This window comes from Martinezella sp. CNPSo 3732 (genome assembly GCF_057784515.1).
Genome location: NZ_JBXSOO010000009.1, coordinates 40780 through 59190, shown reverse-complemented (window position 1 = coordinate 59190; position 18411 = coordinate 40780). Strand labels below are relative to the sequence as shown.

Annotated in this window: 12 protein-coding genes; 6 read left to right on the top strand and 6 right to left on the bottom strand. The window is 58.8% G+C overall.

Translation table 11 applies throughout. The features are described 5' to 3' along the window. The first annotated feature begins 30 nt into the window (after positions 1–30). The 4 genes from bcsA to AC13RM_RS16800 are packed head-to-tail and all read left to right on the top strand — an operon-like array spanning position 31 to position 8187. Positions 31–2220 (top strand): UDP-forming cellulose synthase catalytic subunit, encoded by a 2190-nt coding sequence (bcsA, locus tag AC13RM_RS16815; RefSeq protein WP_285175008.1) that lies wholly within the window; start codon positions 31–33, stop codon positions 2218–2220. Continuing rightward, positions 2220–4730: a cellulose biosynthesis cyclic di-GMP-binding regulatory protein BcsB gene (locus tag AC13RM_RS16810; protein ID WP_374820359.1), complete on the top strand. Its 2511-nt coding sequence runs from the start codon at positions 2220–2222 to the stop codon at positions 4728–4730. Before bcsA ends, AC13RM_RS16810 begins: the two co-directional genes overlap by 1 nt. Further along, positions 4727–5776: a family 8 glycosyl hydrolase gene (locus AC13RM_RS16805; RefSeq protein ID WP_374820357.1), complete on the top strand. Its 1050-nt coding sequence runs from the start codon at positions 4727–4729 to the stop codon at positions 5774–5776. The genes AC13RM_RS16810 and AC13RM_RS16805 overlap by 4 nt, the downstream gene beginning before the upstream one ends. Beyond that, the gene (locus AC13RM_RS16800; RefSeq protein WP_374820355.1) at positions 5767–8187 is read left to right on the top strand and encodes a cellulose synthase; all 2421 of its coding nucleotides are present in this window, start codon (positions 5767–5769) and stop codon (positions 8185–8187) included. The genes AC13RM_RS16805 and AC13RM_RS16800 overlap by 10 nt, the downstream gene beginning before the upstream one ends. Positions 8188–8355: 168 nt before the next feature. On the opposite strand, the gene AC13RM_RS16795 is transcribed toward AC13RM_RS16800, so the two are convergent. The 6 genes from AC13RM_RS16795 to AC13RM_RS16770 all read right to left on the bottom strand — a co-directional run bounded on the left by AC13RM_RS16795 (position 8356) and on the right by AC13RM_RS16770 (position 16055). Further along, a complete protein-coding gene (locus AC13RM_RS16795; RefSeq protein ID WP_440478953.1) occupies positions 8356–10221 on the bottom strand; it encodes a hypothetical protein in 1866 nt (621 codons plus the stop codon). Positions 10222–10626: 405 nt separating this feature from the next. Beyond that, complete coding sequence (locus AC13RM_RS16790) at positions 10627–11544, bottom strand: SMP-30/gluconolactonase/LRE family protein (RefSeq protein ID WP_374820351.1); 918 nt, start codon at positions 11542–11544, stop codon at positions 10627–10629. 35 nt (positions 11545–11579) lie between these two features. Beyond that, entirely contained in the window at positions 11580–12530 is a 951-nt protein-coding gene (locus AC13RM_RS16785; RefSeq protein WP_374820349.1) for an ABC transporter permease, read from the bottom strand. Continuing rightward, on the bottom strand, positions 12527–13471 hold the full coding sequence (locus AC13RM_RS16780) for an ABC transporter permease (RefSeq protein WP_374820347.1): 945 nt from the start codon (positions 13469–13471) through the stop codon (positions 12527–12529). The genes AC13RM_RS16785 and AC13RM_RS16780 overlap by 4 nt, the downstream gene beginning before the upstream one ends. Further along, entirely contained in the window at positions 13468–14958 is a 1491-nt protein-coding gene (locus AC13RM_RS16775) for a sugar ABC transporter ATP-binding protein (protein ID WP_374820345.1), read from the bottom strand. The genes AC13RM_RS16780 and AC13RM_RS16775 overlap by 4 nt, the downstream gene beginning before the upstream one ends. 80 nt (positions 14959–15038) lie before the next feature. Beyond that, positions 15039–16055, bottom strand: a complete 1017-nt coding sequence (locus AC13RM_RS16770; RefSeq protein WP_374820343.1) for an ABC transporter substrate-binding protein — start codon at positions 16053–16055, stop codon at positions 15039–15041. A gap of 297 nt (positions 16056–16352) precedes the next feature. Here AC13RM_RS16770 and AC13RM_RS16765 point away from each other — a divergent pair, with 297 nt between their 5' ends. Then, positions 16353–17591, top strand: a complete 1239-nt coding sequence (locus tag AC13RM_RS16765) for a GAF domain-containing sensor histidine kinase (protein WP_488555318.1) — start codon at positions 16353–16355, stop codon at positions 17589–17591. Then, positions 17588–18319 (top strand): response regulator, encoded by a 732-nt coding sequence (locus AC13RM_RS16760; protein WP_374820339.1) that lies wholly within the window; start codon positions 17588–17590, stop codon positions 18317–18319. The genes AC13RM_RS16765 and AC13RM_RS16760 overlap by 4 nt, the downstream gene beginning before the upstream one ends. Positions 18320–18411 lie beyond the last annotated feature (92 nt).

The window sequence follows — 18411 nt, the reverse complement described above, 5'->3', positions numbered from 1 at the left end:
GCGTCTGGCAATACCTTTGAAGGGACACCGATGCAGACTGCACGCAGCATCTTGATATGGGCCGTGATAGCGCTATGCGGGATCGTGCTGATCACCTTGCCGGTCAACCTTCAAACGCAGCTGATTGCCAGCACGGTAGTCGTTACCCTGATGGCGATCATCAAAATCCTCAAGCGTCAGGGAACTTGGCGGCTGGTGGCCCTCGCCTTCGGCACGGCGATCGTTCTGCGCTATGTCTATTGGCGCACGTCCTATACGCTGCCGCCCGTCAATCAGCCGGAAAACTTCATTCCCGGCCTGCTGCTCTATCTCGCCGAAATGTACAACGTGGCGATGCTGATGCTCAGCCTCTTCATCGTCGCCACGCCTCTGCCGCCGCGCACCAAGCGTGCTTCCGAAACCAAGAACTTCCCGAGCGTCGATGTCTTCGTGCCGTCCTATAATGAAGACACCAATCTTCTGGCCAACACGCTCGCCTCCGCCAAGGCGTTGGACTATCCGGCCGACAAGCTGAGGGTATGGCTGCTTGACGATGGCGGCACGTTGCAGAAGCGCAATTCGACGAAGATTTTGGAATCGCAGGCGGCAATCGCCCGCCATGACGAGCTCAAGCGGCTTTGCGCCGATCTCGATGTCGAATATCTGACGCGCGATCGCAATGAGCATGCCAAGGCCGGCAACCTCAACAACGGCCTCGAACATTCAAACGGCGAATTGATCGCCGTTTTCGATGCCGACCATGCGCCGGCGCGTGATTTCCTGCGCGAAACGGTCGGCTACTTCGAGGACGACCCGAAGCTCTTTCTGGTTCAGACCCCGCATTTCTTCATCAATCCGGATCCGCTGGAGCGCAATCTGCGCACGTTCGACAGCATGCCGAGCGAGAACGAAATGTTCTACGGCATCATCCAACGCGGTCTCGACAAGTGGAATGCCGCCTTCTTCTGCGGTTCGGCCGCCGTGCTCAGCCGCAAGGCGCTGCAATCGCAAAATGGCTTTAGCGGCATCAGCATCACGGAAGACTGCGAAACCGCGCTTGCGCTGCATGGTGCCGGCTGGAACAGCATCTATGTCGACAAGCCGCTGATTGCCGGCCTACAGCCGGCGACTTTCGCAAGCTTCATCGGCCAGCGCAGCCGCTGGGCGCAGGGCATGATGCAGATCCTGCGTTTCCGCTTCCCGCTCTTGAAGCGCGGCCTGACGCTGCCGCAACGGCTCTGCTACATGTCGTCGACGCTGTTCTGGTTGTTTCCGTTTCCGCGCGTCATCTTCTTGTTTGCGCCACTCTTCTATCTCTTCTTCGATCTCGAGATCTTCACGGCATCGGGCAGCGAGTTCCTCGCCTATACGCTTGCCTATATGCTCGTGAACCTGATGATGCAGAACTATCTTTATGGATCGTTCCGCTGGCCATGGATTTCCGAACTCTACGAATACGTCCAGACGGTGCACCTGTTGCCGGCCGTCGTCTCGGTCATGCTCAATCCCCGCAAACCGACCTTCAAGGTCACCGCCAAGGACGAATCCATCGCCGTCAGCCGACTTTCGGAAATCAGCCGTCCGTTCTTCGTCATCTTCGCTGTTCAGATCATCGCGCTGGCGGTCACCATATATCGTATCTATGCGGAGCCTTATAAGGCCGACGTCACGCTCGTCGTCGGCGGCTGGAACATCATCAACCTCGTCCTTTCCGGCTGTGCGCTCGGCGTCGTCTCCGAACGCGGGGAGCGTGCCTCTTCGCGGCGCGTCAGGGTCGATCGGCGCAGCGAGTTTGGGATCGACGGCCGGTGGAACTCCGCTTCCATCGAGGACGTGTCCGTTCATGGCGCCAGGTTGAACGTCTTCAACAAGGATCTGGAACCGGTCAAGGTCGGCTCGGAAGCGATCATACGCTTCCAGCCCTATAGCGGCGCCGACATGGTGACCCTGTCGGTCGTCGTTCGCAATATCGAGCAGATGGGCGACATTACCGCCATCGGCTGCCAATATGTTCCACGGGGTGCTGCCGACCATCGGCTGATTGCCGACCTCGTCTTCGCCAATTCCGATCAATGGACGAAGTTCCAGCAGGCACGGCGGCGCAATCCGGGCATCATCCGCGGAACCTTCTGGTTCCTGAGCATGTCGCTCTATCAGACCAGCCGCGGCCTGATCTATCTATTCAGGGGTGTTGGCTCGGAACGCACGCAGCAGCGGCAGGATGCGAAGGCGAGAAGCTGATGAACCGCGCCCTCCCTGCCCTCCTGCTTCTCCTTGTCGCCGTTACGGCACAGGCACAGACGACGCCTTTCGACATGTCCGGCGAGCGGCCGAAGGGCGAAGCGCCGACGGCGCCTCAGATCATAACTCCGCAAACTGCCGTGCCGCAGACAGAACCGCCGAAGCCAGCGGTGCCTGCGGTCACGGTTCCTCAGACCGTTGCACCACAGACCGTCACTCCTCAAGCTGCTCCGCCTTTGATCATGACGTCGCCGGCCGTTACTCCGCAAACGGCAGCGCCGCAGGTCTCACCCCCAGTCGTCCCCGCCCAGACGACGCCGCAAGTCGCGCCGAAGGCGAAACAGACAACCGCCAGCACCGACCCATCGGCATTCCGCCGCTATGTCGTTCCCTACGCGAAGCTGCGATTGGAGGGGGAAGCCGATCGCAAGTCCTGGTCTATCTATCTGACGCCGGAGCAGGCGGCGGCGCCCGCGAAACTTACCTTTGCCTACCAGAACGCAGTGGTCGTTGCCCCCGAGGCATCGCAGCTTACGGTCCTCGTGAACGACCGTGCCGTCCATCAGCAGCAGATCGGCTCCTCGGACAACGAGTCGGATATCAGCTTCGATATTCCGCGCGGGCTGCTGCAGCCCGGCGCCAATCTATTGACCTTCGAGGCGACGCAGCGCCACCGTGTCGACTGCGACATCCCGTCGACCTACGAGCTCTGGTCCGATATCGATCCCGCAAGAACTTATCTCAGCTTCGCCAGTCGCGAAGCGGAGAAACTCTCCACCACCGACGCCATTCGCGCGATCGGTGTCGACGGCACCGGCACGACACAGTTCAATCTTGTCGTGCCGGCATTGGCTCAACCGGGAACCACCAAACCGATCCTGCGTCTCGCGCAGGGACTAGCGCTTTTGAGCGGAATGCCGAACGAAACCTTTTCGTTCGACACGGATGCCCTACCCACATCTGGCCCCGGCAAAATGACCATCGTCGTCGGCACGCCAGCGGAACTGCAGCCCGTTTTTACCGTTCCGACCGCTGCGCAAAATGGAGCCTTGGCGACGTTTGCGACGGACCCACACAGCGGTCAGCAGCTTCTCCTCATCAGCGGCCCGTCCTGGCAGGCGATCGCATCTGCGATCGACATGGTTGTTTCGCCGACCGATCGCGACCCCGATACCCGCCGCGATCTGCTGGTAACGCAACGATGGTCCGCACCCGACGCCCCGCTTATCTACTCAGGCACCAGCCTTTCCTTCGAACAGCTGGGCGTCAGGACGACGGAATTTTCCGGGCGGCGTTTCCATACAAGCTTCAACGTGGCAATCCCGTCCGATTTCTATGCCAATGCCTATGGCGAGGCCACCATCCTGCTCGATGCGGCCTATGCCAAGGATGTAAAGCCGGGCAGTCACGTCGACGTCTATGTCAACGGCAGTATCGCCACGACCAAGCCGATCACGGTGACCGGCGGCGGCATCTTCCGGCAATTGCCCATCCGCATCACCATGCGGCATTTCAAGCCGGGTCTGAACACGATCACGCTGGAAGCCATGTTGCTGGCAGAAGAAGACACTGCCTGCGCGCCGGCAGCGACCTCAAGTACGACACCCCGCTTTGCATTGTTCGATACCAGCCAGTTCACCGTTCCGGATTTTGCCAGGATCGCACAGCGGCCCAACCTCGCAGCCCTTGCCGGCACTGGCTATCCCTACAATCGCCAAACCGAGCCGACCGCACTCTTCATCGATCGGGCAGACACGGACACGCTGTCGGCGACCGCGACGCTCCTCGGCCAGATGGCACTTGTCGCCGGCCACCCTATCGCGCTCGAACCCACCGCCTCGCCGAGTACGGTCGGGAACCGCCATGCGCTGTTCATTGGTTCCGTCTCGCAGCTGCCGTCGACGATCCTTACACAAATGAACATCTCCGCCTCGAGCCAGGTGGCCTGGCGCCCGCCCGCCCCTGGCCAAGGTGGCATACCGGAGGCTTCCGTGACCATTGCCGATTGGCGCTCCCGCATCAGCGGCGGATTGCTGCAGGGACAGATACAGAGCTTCCAGCAATGGATGCACCGCAATTTCGATATCACCTTGAGCTCGCTTCGCTTCATCCCCAGTTCGGAGCAGGTGTTCACCCCATCGAATGCCAATAGCTTCCTGATCGCACAGGAGGCAAATCCGACCAACGACGCAACCTGGACCGTTGTCACCGCGCCAAGTGCCGGAGACCTGCGCGCCGGCGCCGAGGCGATGACCGCGCAAAATACCTGGTCGCAGATCAGCGGCCGCATCACCGTCTATTCCGGCAAGACGGGAAAGATCGATACCGTGCCCGTCAGCCGGTTCAGCTTTGTCGTCTCCCAACCCTGGTCGCTGACGAATTATCGGCTGATCGCCGCAAATTGGCTTTCCAGCAACATATTGTCCTACGCCTTCCTGTTCGTGGTCGGTTCGTTCCTGCTCGGGGTGAGCACGGCAAGCGTTCTTTCCAAGATCGGCAGGCGCGAATGAAACTTCGGAGCCTTGTCCTTGTGGTCTGCAGTGCTGCTATCCTTGCGGCAGCGCAGCCGGCTGCTGCTCAACGCGCGGCGGTCGATCCGCAGGCCTGGACTGCCTACAAAGCGAAATTTCTCGATGTGAACGGACGTATCGTCGACAACGGCAATGGCGGCATTAGCCACAGCGAGGGGCAAGGCTATGGTATGCTGCTTGCCTACCTCGCCAATAATCCGGCCGATTTCGAACAGATCTGGTATTTTACCCGCACGGAACTGCTGTTGCGCGACGACGGCCTTGCCGTCTGGAAATGGGATCCGGCCGTCACCCCGCATGTGACGGACACGAACAATGCGTCCGACGGCGATCTGTTGATTGCCTACGCGCTTGCCCTGGCGGGATCAGCCTGGAACAATAAGGATTATTTGCGGGCGGCTGCGAGCATGGCCAAGTCGATCCTGTCGCATGTCGTCATCAGTTCCGCAGGGCGGACACTGCTCATTCCTGGCGTCGAGGGCTATCTGCCGCCCGGCCGCAAGGATGGACCAGTTATCAATCCCTCCTATTGGGTCTTCGAGGCGATTCCCGTCATGGCACTGCTGGTGCCTTCCGATCGCTGGCATAAGCTCAGCGACGACGGCCTTGCCCTGCTGCGCGCCCTACAATTCGGTCCGCGCAAGCTTCCCGCCGATTGGGTCAGCCTCAAAGCGAAGCCGGAACCCGCAGGCGGCTTCGAGGCGGAATTCGGTTATAATAGCGTCAGAATCCCGCTTTACCTGGCGCGCGCAGGCATCGGCGACAAGGCGCTGCTTTCGCGTCTGCAGCAGGGCATGACCGTCGGGGAGGATGAGCCTGCAACGATCGATCTGACGACGGGTAAACCCAAGGACCTGCTCCCAGATCCGGGTTATAGAATTGTTAACGATGTTGTGGCGTGTGTGGTGAGCGGAGCGAAACTGCCTGCTTCGGTTCGGCAGTTCGCCCCATCGCTTTACTATCCGGCCACCTTGCAGCTGTTGAGCCTGGCTTTCGTCACGGAGAAACATCCGGAGTGTTTATAAAGTCCACCTTGATCATGGCTTTCATGGCCGTCGCCGTAGCGGGTTTTACGCTCGCGACGAAGGATCACGATTCGCCGGAAGACAAGATCAAGCTGGCCAAGTCGGCACGCCTTGAACCGCAGACGATGCTTGCCGCTGATAACAGCTCGGCCGGCGGCAGCTCCGGACAGCCCGTCGACTTGCAGACGCTTGCCGACCATATACAGGCGGCTGCACCGTCGGCTGTTCTCTCCGACACTCCCTCGAAGTCGGCAAATACGACTGCTGCGGATTCGATCGCCCAGGCCACTCCACAGCAGGCGCAGCCGCAATCAACGCAACCGCCAATGCCCCAGCAGGCCAACCCGGCACAAGCTGCGGATAACCAGCCGAAGGTCGACGAAAGCGCGTTGCGTTATTTTGCAAGCCGTGGCGACAAGGCGCGGCTCCAGGCAGAAATCTCCCGGCTGCAGACGCTCTATCCGAACTGGACGCCGCCTGCCGATCCGCTGGCCATCCCGCAAAACAGCGACAAGCAGCTCGAAGCCATGTGGCAGCTCTATTCGGAGGGCCGCTATGCCGAGGTGCGCAAGGCCATTGCCGACCGCCAGACAACCGAATCCGGCTGGCAGCCGCCCGCCGATCTGCTGGAGCGTCTCGATATCGCGGAGGCACGCACGCGGCTCGTCAACGCATCCGATCTGAAGCAATATCAGACTGTGATCGACATCGGCGCCAGAACGCCGAGCCTGCTGACCTGCAGTGATATCGACATTCTCTGGCGTGTCGCCGAAGCTTTCATCCGCACCGATCGTGCAGCCCGCGGCGAGGATGCCTACAAATATATTCTGAAGACCTGCACCAATCCGCAGGAGAGACTTGCGACCATTCAGAAGGCGGCGGCTCTGCTGCCTTATCAGCCAATGCAGAATCTATTGTCTCTGGAAAAACCAGACGGCAATGGCGGGCGGGAATTCGATAGTATCAGGACCGATCTGGCTCGCCGTTTCGTCGCGCAGGGCAATGACGATCCCAAGCTGACTGTATCGCAAGACTATCTGTCTCAGGTGGAGCGTGTCGCCCGCAGCCAGGGACTTGCATCCGATGATGCGCTCCTCGGTTGGTACTATCTGCGCCGCAGCGATTATCCTGACGCCGAGCAATGGTTCAAAGCCGCGCATGAGAAGGAAGATTCGGCGACGATCTCGCAGGGGCTAGCCCTGGTGCTGATTGCCGACCGCAAACCGCAGGAAGCCGAAGACGCCATGTATAAATGGCGCAACGAATCCAAAGACGCGATGGCGACCTACCTTGCGGCAACCGCCAATCTGATGGCGCTGCAGCCGCCGGCCAATCTCAGCGAAGATGTTCTCGGCCGTATCGCCGCGGAGGTCGTGAAGCAGAAGTATGTCCCGACGGCCCAGCAGTTCGGGTGGTTTGCGCGCTCGATGAACCAGCCGCAGGCCGCCGCTCGCTGGTTTGAGACGGCTTTGCGCTGGAAACCCGACGACGAGCCTTCCGCCTACGGCCTTGCCATTACGCGCAACCAGTTGAACGATCGTGTGGGCGTTGCCGAAGTCCAGAGACTGTGGGCCGGTCGCTCCCAGCGGATCGCCGTGCTCGGCGAGCCGGCGCCGCGCACGCCGACGTCAGAACCGCTGCCGTCTCCCAATCAGGCACTGCAACCTGCCCCCCAAACCTTACCGCAAACGACGATGCAGCAAGGTGGGCCGCAGAATGTGCAGCCGATGGCCTCTCGGGTCGCACCCCAGTCTCCTGTAACGCAGCCTTACGTCAACGGGCAGATCCCGGTGCAACAGATAACCCCTGCCCGCCGTGCTCCTTCCCCGAATTATGCCGAGCCGGATACGCGTGCCCGGGTGGCTACCCGCTCGACACGGCAGGCCGCGGGATGCAATACCACCGTCAATGCGCAGCTGCTGACGCCCGCCAATGCTCTTTCGCGCGGCTGGTGCCTGATGAACCTCAATCGACCGATGGAAGCAGTGGAAGCCTTTGATGTCGCCTTGAGCAACACGGATCCAAAATCGCGCGAAGAAGCAGCCTACGGACAGAGCCTCGCCTATCTGCGGGCCGGCCTTGCCAATGACGCGGCAGTCGCTGCGACCAAGGCGCCGATGAACCACCAGCGGGCCGCCGAATTGCAGGTCGCCATACTGGCCGACCGCGCACTCTCGGCCTTCGAGGGCAAGCGCTATCACGAGACATTGCTCTATCTCGACCAGCGCGCACAGTTGCAGCAGGAACGCGCCGATCTGATGGTGCTGCGCGGATACTGCTACCTCAATCTGAAAATGTACGACGATGCCGAACGCATCTTCACCGCCGTCGCCGCAACAGGCAGCCGCGACGGCAGCCGTGGCTTGCGCGACCTCCAGCTTACGCTACATCCGCCGCGGGGGGAGTATTGAGGTACCAGCGAGCAAAGCCGTCATACATCTCGCAGCAAGAGTGCTCACACCAGTATTAAAATACGGCAGATGAAGCCAAGGGAGATGCGATAGCATTTCTGTAAATGCTCCATCGGTAGCAGAGACATTATTTATCCCGCTCAAGCACTGCTTGCGCCTGCCGTCGCCTCAACTGCGCCCGCTGGAGGATTGATCGCCAACAGCTTCGGCAAATACTTCATAAAAATGATCGTTGCCCGCATCATTATAGTATGATGCAAAATCTTTGCTGCTGAACGAAGCTGCGAGAGGGTTCTTTATCGCAAGATGCAGATCGTTAACGGAAATCGGCTTGCATAATTCATAGTGAAGCCTGTTTCCGGTATCATACTGGATGCAACGGCGACCCAACACAGCACCGTCAAGCAACAAGGTCGAAAGAGAAGACACAACTGTTGAAATTCCGCCCAACAGCCTCGATACCGACAAATCGATACACCCCAGCAGGATGTCGTCCAGCACAAGTGTGTTGTCTGCTCTCAATTCAGCATATTCAGGATGCCGTTCAGACGGATGAGGTTTTATAATGAATAACTTTTCCGGATTGCTTTGAATCATCCGGCGTATGCCCGCTAAAATATGCGACCTTTCATCCTGATGCTGAGGCCATTTCAGGTTCGTTCCTAGAAGAACATATTCGCTGTAGTTCGATATATCGATACCCAACCGCCATCGGAGGACATCCGAGTTCGTTTGCAGCAACGAGTCATGAAATTTCGGCGAGCCTGCCGCTTTAAAGCGACGACTGTTCAGCGCGCTATAAGATCTGGAAATCCCGGCTACAGAATGCTCGCCGCTTCTAAACCGCTCATGTTCCGCGCCCCATGCTAAAATAGTGTCGGAGGCAAAATTGATTTCGCGATCTTGCATGGGTTCAATCCATATCCCATGCTGTAGCAACACCGTTTTAATGCCCCACAACTTTGCAGCCTCGACAACCTGCGCGTTTAATGCATGACCGACTGCCGCCGTTGATTCGGAGCCGGAAACAAGGGTGTGGACGGACGGTCCTCGCCAATCGATCTCGGCAACTGTTCGATAGATTACTACCGGAATCCCATTGCGCTCGAAGTGCCCCACGATCATTGACATTTCGTCGGATTTAAGCACGTCGCGTCGAATTAGCGCGGAGCATTGCCCTCTTGGAATAATGTCTAGCAGAGGACGAAGAGTCAGAAAGTCCTGGAAATGACCTATATTTAAAGCAATAGCTTGTAAACGTCGCTCATGAAAAGCAAGTCGTTTTTCCTTTCTATAGGCAATATCGAGCACTGCGTCTATTTTTATCAAGCGGCTTTCTTTGTCGGTTGGTCGCTCTGCTTTCCGCAAAAGAAGATAGGTCGGCTCTCCATCAAGTCGATCCTTGAAAATATCAGCCTGGGCCCAATGAGAGACAAGTCCTAGCAGCGGATCATTGCTAGTGAGCGGTAGAATTCTGCGACCTTCGGAACAAAAATGCGGATCGACAATCTCGAACCCGGAAAGCTCAAACAGGTATTTCCACGTTGTTAGAGGCAGAACAGTAGAATGATACTTATTTCCACGGCTGCTTGGACGCGTGGACACGGATACGACAGCGAGATTTCTTATTATCGTGTGCAGGTTCCAGAGAGCATTACTGACATCCTCAATATCAATATGCTCTAAAACGTCGAGACATGTCGTAATATACTCTGCAGATCCGACCCGATCACCTATTTGATTATATAATGTGGCTGCGGCATCTGCATCTTCAAGCGAAAGATCAAAATGAAAAGCATCTTTATCTACGGGGTCAAAATCGCATGAGAAGACCGTCATCCCCGCCGATACGGCCGACTGCTTAAGCTTTCCACTTCCAGAGCCAACATCGACCAATGAATCAATATTATTGGCCTTGCAGAGATTGAAAAAAACGCATTCAAAATCGCTGCCATTGTAGCTGGCACTCCCAGACGACTTTCCAAAGTACTCAGGCGAGTAAAGTTTCGCATAATCTGTTTTAGAGGCCCACATACTTTTATCCATCTGCTTGGCCGGAAATCAGCCCATCATCAATTATTTTTAGAGAACCACTCAAGCTTCAGAAGAAGCGCAAGCAAACAGATGAATAGAACCTTAAGCTGCGCGATCTGTTCCGAAGTTTATCTATTTCGGCAAGACGCGCCACTAGTATCCAATAGTAGCAACCGCTTTCCTCCCAGGCCAGGCATTTAAAGCCACCCCCACCACATGGTCAAGAACCGTGGATTATGCGCTGAGAGGGAGCGAGGCGACTAATTGGAGTTTTTAATCTTAGGCTGCCACGCGGGCGATGCCACTTGTACATATGGGTCAGTTAGGCAGATGCGGGTCTCAAGATGTCAACACCGGAGCAAGACCCATCAATCGACGCCGCCCTATCTGCAACACTCCAGCCATTCAAGGTATCTGCGTTCCAGTTGCAGTAGTAAAGACACGATAAAGCGACCGCGTTGCCGCAACAAAAAGCTGGTTCCGCTTCGGACCACCAAATGTAAGATTAGCAACCGTCTGCGGTATCTTGATCTTGCCGATCAAAGCTCCATCGGCCGCAAAACAATGAACGCCGTCGCCGGCGCTTGTCCAGATGTTGCCGTCGATGTCAGCCCGGAAGCCGTCCGGAATGCCGGTGTCGATGTTGCAGAAGACCCGGCCGTTTGCGAGTTTCTTGCCGTCCACGACGTCGAAGAGGCGAATGTGACGGGGGGCGCTGACGTCGTGGCTTGCGGCGGAGTCGGCGACATAGAGTTTCGTCTCGTCCGGTGAGAAGGCCAAGCCGTTCGGCTGACGGAAATCATCCGCCACTACGTCCAACGCCCCCGTCGACGGATCGAGGCGGTAGACGTTGCGGGTCGGCTGCTCCGGCTCCGCCTTGTAACCCTCGTAATTCGAGAGAATGCCGTAAGTCGGATCGGTAAACCAGATCGTTCCGTCCGAGCGGACGATCACGTCGTTGGGTGAGTTCAGGCGCTTGCCCTTATAGCTGTCGGCAAGCACGGTAATCGAACCGTCGATCTCCGTGCGCGTCACACGACGGCCGCCATGTTCGCAGGATATCAACCGCCCCTGACGGTCGCGCGTATTGCCATTGGCGAAATTCGAGGGTGAGCGAAAGACCGAGACATGGCCGCCCGGCACCCAGCGCAGCATGCGCTCATTGGGAATGTCGCTCCAGATCAGGCATCCGGCGTCCGCAAACCAAACTGGTCCCTCTGCCCAACGGCAATCCGAGTAAAGCTCCTCCAGGCCGGCGCTCGGGACGATCAGATTGCGGAAGCGCGTGTCGTAGATTTCGTAAATGGAGGCGTCGGTCGGCATCGCAGTTTTCCTGTAGGGATCTTGGGAGAAAAGTGTCAGCGGCCGCCAGCGGGGCGACCGCCGGCAACGAGAATGACGGCAATAATGATCAGGCCGGTCAGAACAAGCCTTGGGCCTGCGCCGAAGCCATAGGTGTTCAGCATGGAGACGACCAGAAACATGAATAGCGAGGCGCCCCAGATGCCCGGTACGTTCGAGTCGCCGCCGGCAACAGCCGTCCCACCGATGATGACGACGGCAATCGACATCAACAGATATTCCGCGCCCATGTTAAGGGCTGCGCCGCCGGAGAAGCTCGCCAGCAGATAGCCGCAGATCGAGGCGAGGATAGCGCAGAGCACATAGGTCGCAAGCCGCGTTCCGTCGACGGGAATGCCGGCCATGCGCGCGGCGAACATGCTCTGGCCGATCGCCGAGATCCAGCGGCCATAGATCGTCTTTTCCAGAAGGATCCAGGCAAGTGCCGAGAGCAGCAGGGCGACGATGGCGACATTTGGAATGCCGAACACACCTGACGTGGTGAAATCAGCCAGATATTCGGGCGGCTTGATCCGCAGGCCGCGATTGCTCCAGATGGCGGTCGACTGAATGATGAAACTCATGGAGAGTGTCGCAATGATCGGCGGAATGCGCAGCAGCTTGATCAGGGCATAATTGCCGAGACCAATGCCGAGGCCGATGACGACCGACACCAACAGGCCGGGCACGATCATGCTGTCTTCGACATTCATGAGTTTCAGCGCGATCGTGCCAGCAAGCGTCATCGTCGCCGGCACGGAAAGATCGATATTGCCCGGCCCGAGCGTGATGACGAACATCTGGCCAATGCCGACGATAACAGAGAATGCCGCAAATGTGAGTGCAGCCTGCGACAGGCCGATGGAACTGGCACCGCCGGTAAAGAGAACGGTGATGATCCACACCGCGATTGCGGCGACAAAGGACCATATCCAGGGTTTGCGGCTGAGCACGGCAAGCGCGATCATGATTGTTTCTCCCGCTTTTCGACGCGATTGAGCAAGAGCCTGAGGGCGAGCACAATAATCAGGATTGCGCCCTGCGCGCCGATCTGCCAGTCAGGCGATATTCGCAGAAACGACAGGAAGGAGCCCGCCAGGGTCAATGTCAGCGCACCGATGACGGCCCCCACCGGCGAGACGCGGCCGCCGGTAAACTCCCCGCCGCCGAGGATGACGCCGGCGATCGACAGCAATGTGTAACGCAGTGCGATATTCGCATCCGCCGAAGTGGTCAGCCCGACCAGCGCAATGCCTGCCAACACGGCAAAGAAGCCCGCCAGCGCATAGGCCGCGGCACGCAGGCTGACGACGGACCAGCCGGCACGCTGCAGCGATCGCTGATTGCCGCCGACGCCGCGGATCAATACCCCGAAGGAGGAGCGCATGACGATCAGATGGGCAAACAGCGCGATGACGATGCTGGCTATGATCGCAATGGGGATTAGCGGCGGCTTCGAAGTCATCAGCCAGCGCGCCCAATCGGGTGCGGTGCCGCCCGGTGCCGGCAGCAGCAGGACCGCCAGCCCGCCCCAGACGAAGCTCATGCCGAGCGTCACCACGATCGACGGAAGATCCCTGATATAGATGACGATGCCGATTGCGGCATAGACGGCAATTGCGACCGCCAGAATGAGGATACCGATGAGCGGAGCAGATTGCAGATAGGTCGCCGCCACACACGCCGTGAAGCTGACGAAGGTCCCCATCGAGAGATCGAGATCGTTGACCGACATGATCATCATCTGCGCAACCGTCGCCAAAGCAATCGGCACGGCGAGGTTGAAGAGCAGATTGAGGCCGATATAGCTCATGGCGCGCGGCTGCAGATAAAAGACCGCGGCGAGCAGAACGGCAAGCGATAGCGCCGGGATAAGCAGGCGCAAGGTAGCGGAGGACGGACGGCTCATGCGCCCTCCCCGTCAAAGGAAGCCGCCAAGACATTTTCTTCCGTGATGTCCTTTCCAACCAGCTCCGCGACAATGGCGCCGTCGCGAAAGACATAAGCCCTGTCGCAGAGCCGTATCTCGTCCATTTCGGTCGAATACCAGATAAACGTCCGGCCAGCCGAAGCCTCGTCGCTCAGGATCCTGTAGACCTCCTGCTTGGTGCCGATGTCGACACCGCGCATGGGATCGTCCATCAGCACGATCGGCGCGGTCGTCGCCAAGGCGCGGGCAAACAAAACCTTCTGCTGATTGCCGCCGGACAGGGACAAAATGCCATTTGCCATCGTCGGAGTCCGGATTTCGATACGGCCTTTCCAGTCTGCACCGAGGCGATCCTCGCGCCCGCGATCAACGACCGACAGACGCGAAAAATCGCCAAGCGAGGCAATGCTGAGGTTTTTCAGGATGCTCCAAAGCGGAAACGTGCCGTTCAGGCTCCGGTCGCCGGCAACAAAAGCGATATTGCCTTGCCTGCCTGGAAACCAGTTGTGCGAAAGCGAGCGATGGAGATCGAGCAGCATGTCGGTCTGGCCATGACCAGCAAGCCCGGCAAGTCCTATCACTTCGCCCTTGCGGGCATTGAAGCCAATGCCCCTGCCCCCTCGCGCCGGCAGCGCCAGTAGAGGAGACGATGCGGCGCCTTCCTCGCCCCTGCGCGAGCGGTCCTGTTCCTTGACGACACTGCCCATTGCCTGGACCAGGCTGTGGACGGTGAAATCTTGAGCGGTGCGATCGGCGACGACGCGGCCGTCCTTCATAACCAGAATTCGGCTTGCGGTCGAAAGGATCTCGCCAAGAATATGCGAGATCAGCATGACTGCGCCGCCCGCCTGCACAAAACTGCGCACATAAGTCATCAATTGCGCGGCAAGGCCCGCATCGAGCGAGGAGGTCGGCTCATCGAGAATGACCAGCTTCGGCGTCTCGCCGACGGCACAAAAGGTGATCGCGATCTCCACCATCTGCCGCTCGGCAATCGAGAGTTCACCAACCGTCCGCATGACGTCGATCCTGTGGCCGGCGAAAATTTCGTCGAGCTTGGCGCGAACGATTGCCGCCGCCTGCCGCCGCCAGTTCCAGCCGGCAAGGCCGCGATGGACCACCCGCATGTTCTCGACGACGGTGAGATTTGGGGCGAGCGACAATTCCTGAAAAACGCAGCGAATCCCGTGGGCGCGCGCCGCATTGACGCCGTGCACGCTGTCGTCTCCCTCATAGGTGACGCTGCCCTCGTGCGGGCTGAGGCCGCCATTGATGACGTTGACGATCGTCGACTTGCCGGCGCCATTGTGGCCGACGAGCCCGATACACTCGCCGGCATGAACCGTCAGATCGGCGCCATCAAGCGCTTTTACCGCGCCGAAATGCACCTTGATGCCACGAGCGGAGACGACGGCCTGCGGGCCGGCATCCTGTCTCTTCAAAGCATTGTCTTTGGCTGCAATCATGAATCGTCCGGTTCGGGCGTTGCATCGGCAGGCGCCGCCTTTTTATCGGCGGCGCCGTCTCTACGGCTCGTAAATATCGGTTACTTCGCCGCGGCGATGACTTTCTTGGCGTCATCGAGCGTATATTCGACATTCGCGACACCGCCCGCCTGCGTGTTGGCGAGATTGGTTTCGAGATTGTCCTGATCGATGCGCAGGAACGGAACGACCAAGTCCTTCTTCACCTCTTGGCCATCCAATATCTGCTGGGCGACCCAGAAGGCGAGTGTGGACACACCGGGGGCAATCGAGACGGACATGGTCTCGTAGCCGCTGGCATCCTTCTCCTTCTTCCACCAGGCAAGTTCATCCTGGCGGTTGCCCATGACGATCGTCGGCATGGGGCGCTTGGCGGCGGCGAAAGCCTGGGCGGCACCATAACCGTCACCGCCCTGAGTCACGACTGCGGCAATATCGGGAAGGCTCGGCAGAATGCCGGCAACGGCGCGCTGCGCGACGTCCTGCGCCCAATCACCATGGACGGAGCCGACAATCTTGAACTGCGGATATTTGGCGGCAGCCGCATGGATACCGGCTGAGATCTCGTCATCGACGGAGACGCCGGCGAGCCCGCGGATCTCAAGCACATTGCCGCCCTTCGGCATCTTCTTGGCGAGATACTCGATCTGGCTGGCACCCATGCCCTTGAAATCGACGGCAATGCGCCAGGCGCAGGGTTCGGTGACGATGCCGTCGAAGGAAACGACGACGATCTTGGCATCGCATGCTTCCTTGATCGCACCATTCAGCGCCGTCGGCGAGGCAGCATCGATGACGATCGCATCATAGCCCTGCAGGATCATGTTCTGGATCTGGGCGGCCTGCTCAGTTGCCTGGTTTTCAGCCGTCGTAAACGGATCAGCGGCGGCAACGACACCGGTCTTGACCGCTTCGCCCGTCACCTTCTGCCAGCTCGTCAACATGGCCTGGCGCCAGGAGTTGCCGGCATAATTGTTCGACAAGGCAATTTTCTTGGATGACGTATCTGCAAAAGCAGCACCCGGCGCGGCAACGCAAGCGATGACGGCGGATGCCATAAGCATCTTGGCAATATTCATTTTTTCCTCCCAAAGCGCCTGTACTTCATCTTCCAGGCCAAGATTTCCGAGCGCGCTCCTCAACGAACGATCGAAAATAATATTTGCACTGAAGGTTGCCCTGTCAGTAGAAACAGGATGTCCGAGATTGTGACGCTTGTACAGGCGCTTAAAGGGCGGGAGCTTGCGGGATCCCGCAGAAAAGATGCGCAAGTCCGCAAGACGGATCGCTCGGATCGGCGCTTAATAGCGTCGGAAATTTGCATGCTGCGCGGCCGGAGGAGCAGAGGTCGGCGCATTGCCTGGGAGGGCTTGTCCTTGCGCGATCTGGCGCCGCAATCGGTCTTCGACCACTATCTCAATACATCGAGGCTTCTTGCAGGTCAGCTCGACTTTCACTCGGTCATCCAGGCCGTCGCCGCCGAAATCAGCCATGTCATCCCGCATGACCATCTCGACGTCTGCATCATCCTGACGGACGAGCAATTTCATACCGCCTATGAAAGCGGACTGGAAACGGACTGGGGTCGCCGCTTTCCCGCACCCGTGAGCAACAGCCCCATCCGCACGCTTCTCTGGGGCGAGACAGACTACCTCTTAACCGACGATGCCTGGAACGATCCGCAATTCCATTTTCAGGGCGCTTTCTCGCATCCGATCTTTCATCAATCGCTGCATAGCCGTCTGCACGTGCCGCTGAAAGTACAGGGTCATGTCATCGGCGCGCTTTCCTGCTCAAGCCATCAGACCAGCTTCTACACCATGCAGCACGTCGAAAGCGCTCGCGTGATTGCCGATCTGTTAGCACCCCATTTTTTCGCTATCCGCGCGGCCGACCAGGCTAAACGCTCGGCAATCGTGGAAGCGGAGGCCCGCGCCCGCGAGGAGGGGCTTCGTCTCGGCGCTCTGAAGCTGACCGAAGCGCTGGAAGCGGAGCGTCAGCGCATCGGCATGGACCTGCACGACCAAATTCTCGCCGATCTGACCCGCCTCTCCCGGCGGCTGGAACGGCTTGCCCGACAGCCCGATGTCACCGGCGAGGCACTTGAGCCGCTCTTTCGCGGTTTGCAGCACAGCATGCACGATCTTCGCCAGATCATCGAAGAGGCCAAGCCTTCCGTCCTTCAACTGTTCGGCTTTGCGCAGGCGATCGAAAACCATCTCGAACGGTCAATCCAGGAGAGCGGCGCGACTTTGACTTGGACACTGAACGACGAGACTGGCGGCGCGATCGACTGTCTTGAACAATCGGTGTCGATTGCCCTGTTCCGCATCGCACAGGAGGCCATCAACAACGCCATTCGCCATGCCCAGGCTGAGAGCATCGCGGTTCATCTGAAAGCGGCAGAGGGTGCGGTCACCATTGATGTCGTCGATGACGGTGTCGGCCTTGGAAATACCCGCAGATTATCCGGCGGCGGTATAGAAAACATGCGGACGCGTGCGCGCCTGATTTCAGCGCGCTTCACGATCAAGGCGGCTGTGGCGGCCGCTGGAACGATCGTCAGTGTCAGCCTGCCTGCCATCGCGCAAACGGCTGGAGGAGCTGCCGCATGAAGGTTCTGATCATCGAGGACGACCCGCTCCATCGCTCCTATCTCAATGAGGCGATCCGCGCTGCACTTCCCGAATGCGACGGCGTGCTGGAGGCGGAAAACGGCAATGCGGGCGAACGGCTGGCGCGCGATTTGAAGTCCGCCCATATCGTCATGGATCTGCAGATGAGCCAGCGCAATGGCATCGAGGCGGCCCGCACGATCTGGAAGGAGCGACCAGAGACGCGCATCCTGTTCTGGTCGAACTATTCGGACGAGGCCTATGTTCGCGGCGTTTCGCGCATCGTGCCTGCCGGCGCCGTCTATGGCTATGTCCTGAAATCGGCCTCGGACGACCGCCTGAAGCTGGCGCTTCGCAGCATCTTCATCGAAAGCCAGTGCGTGATCGACCGCGAAGTGCGCGGCATGCAGCAAAAGAGCCTCGGCAATGTCAACGGGTTCACCGAGGCCGAATATGAGATTCTGATCGATATCGCTCTTGGATTGACCGATCGCGCCATCGCCCAGAGGCGCAATCTCTCGGTCCGCAGCGTCCAGAACCGATTGCAGCAGCTCTATGTGAAACTCGGCGTCTATCAGCCGCTCGGCGGTCAGGATGATGATGGCCGTTTCAATTTGAGAGCGCGCGCGGTTGCCGTGGCCTTCTTAAGAAAACTTCTCAACCATAGCGCGCTCGAACGTGCGGAAGCCGATCTTTCCGCCTGGCTGGCGCGCCAACCCCGCGACTGAAAGCAAGCCCTGCCCGCTCCGTCGATCTTGCTTGACGTCTTCCCTCGAATAATTGTCTATTGCTAGCAATAGACATTAATCCAACCATACGG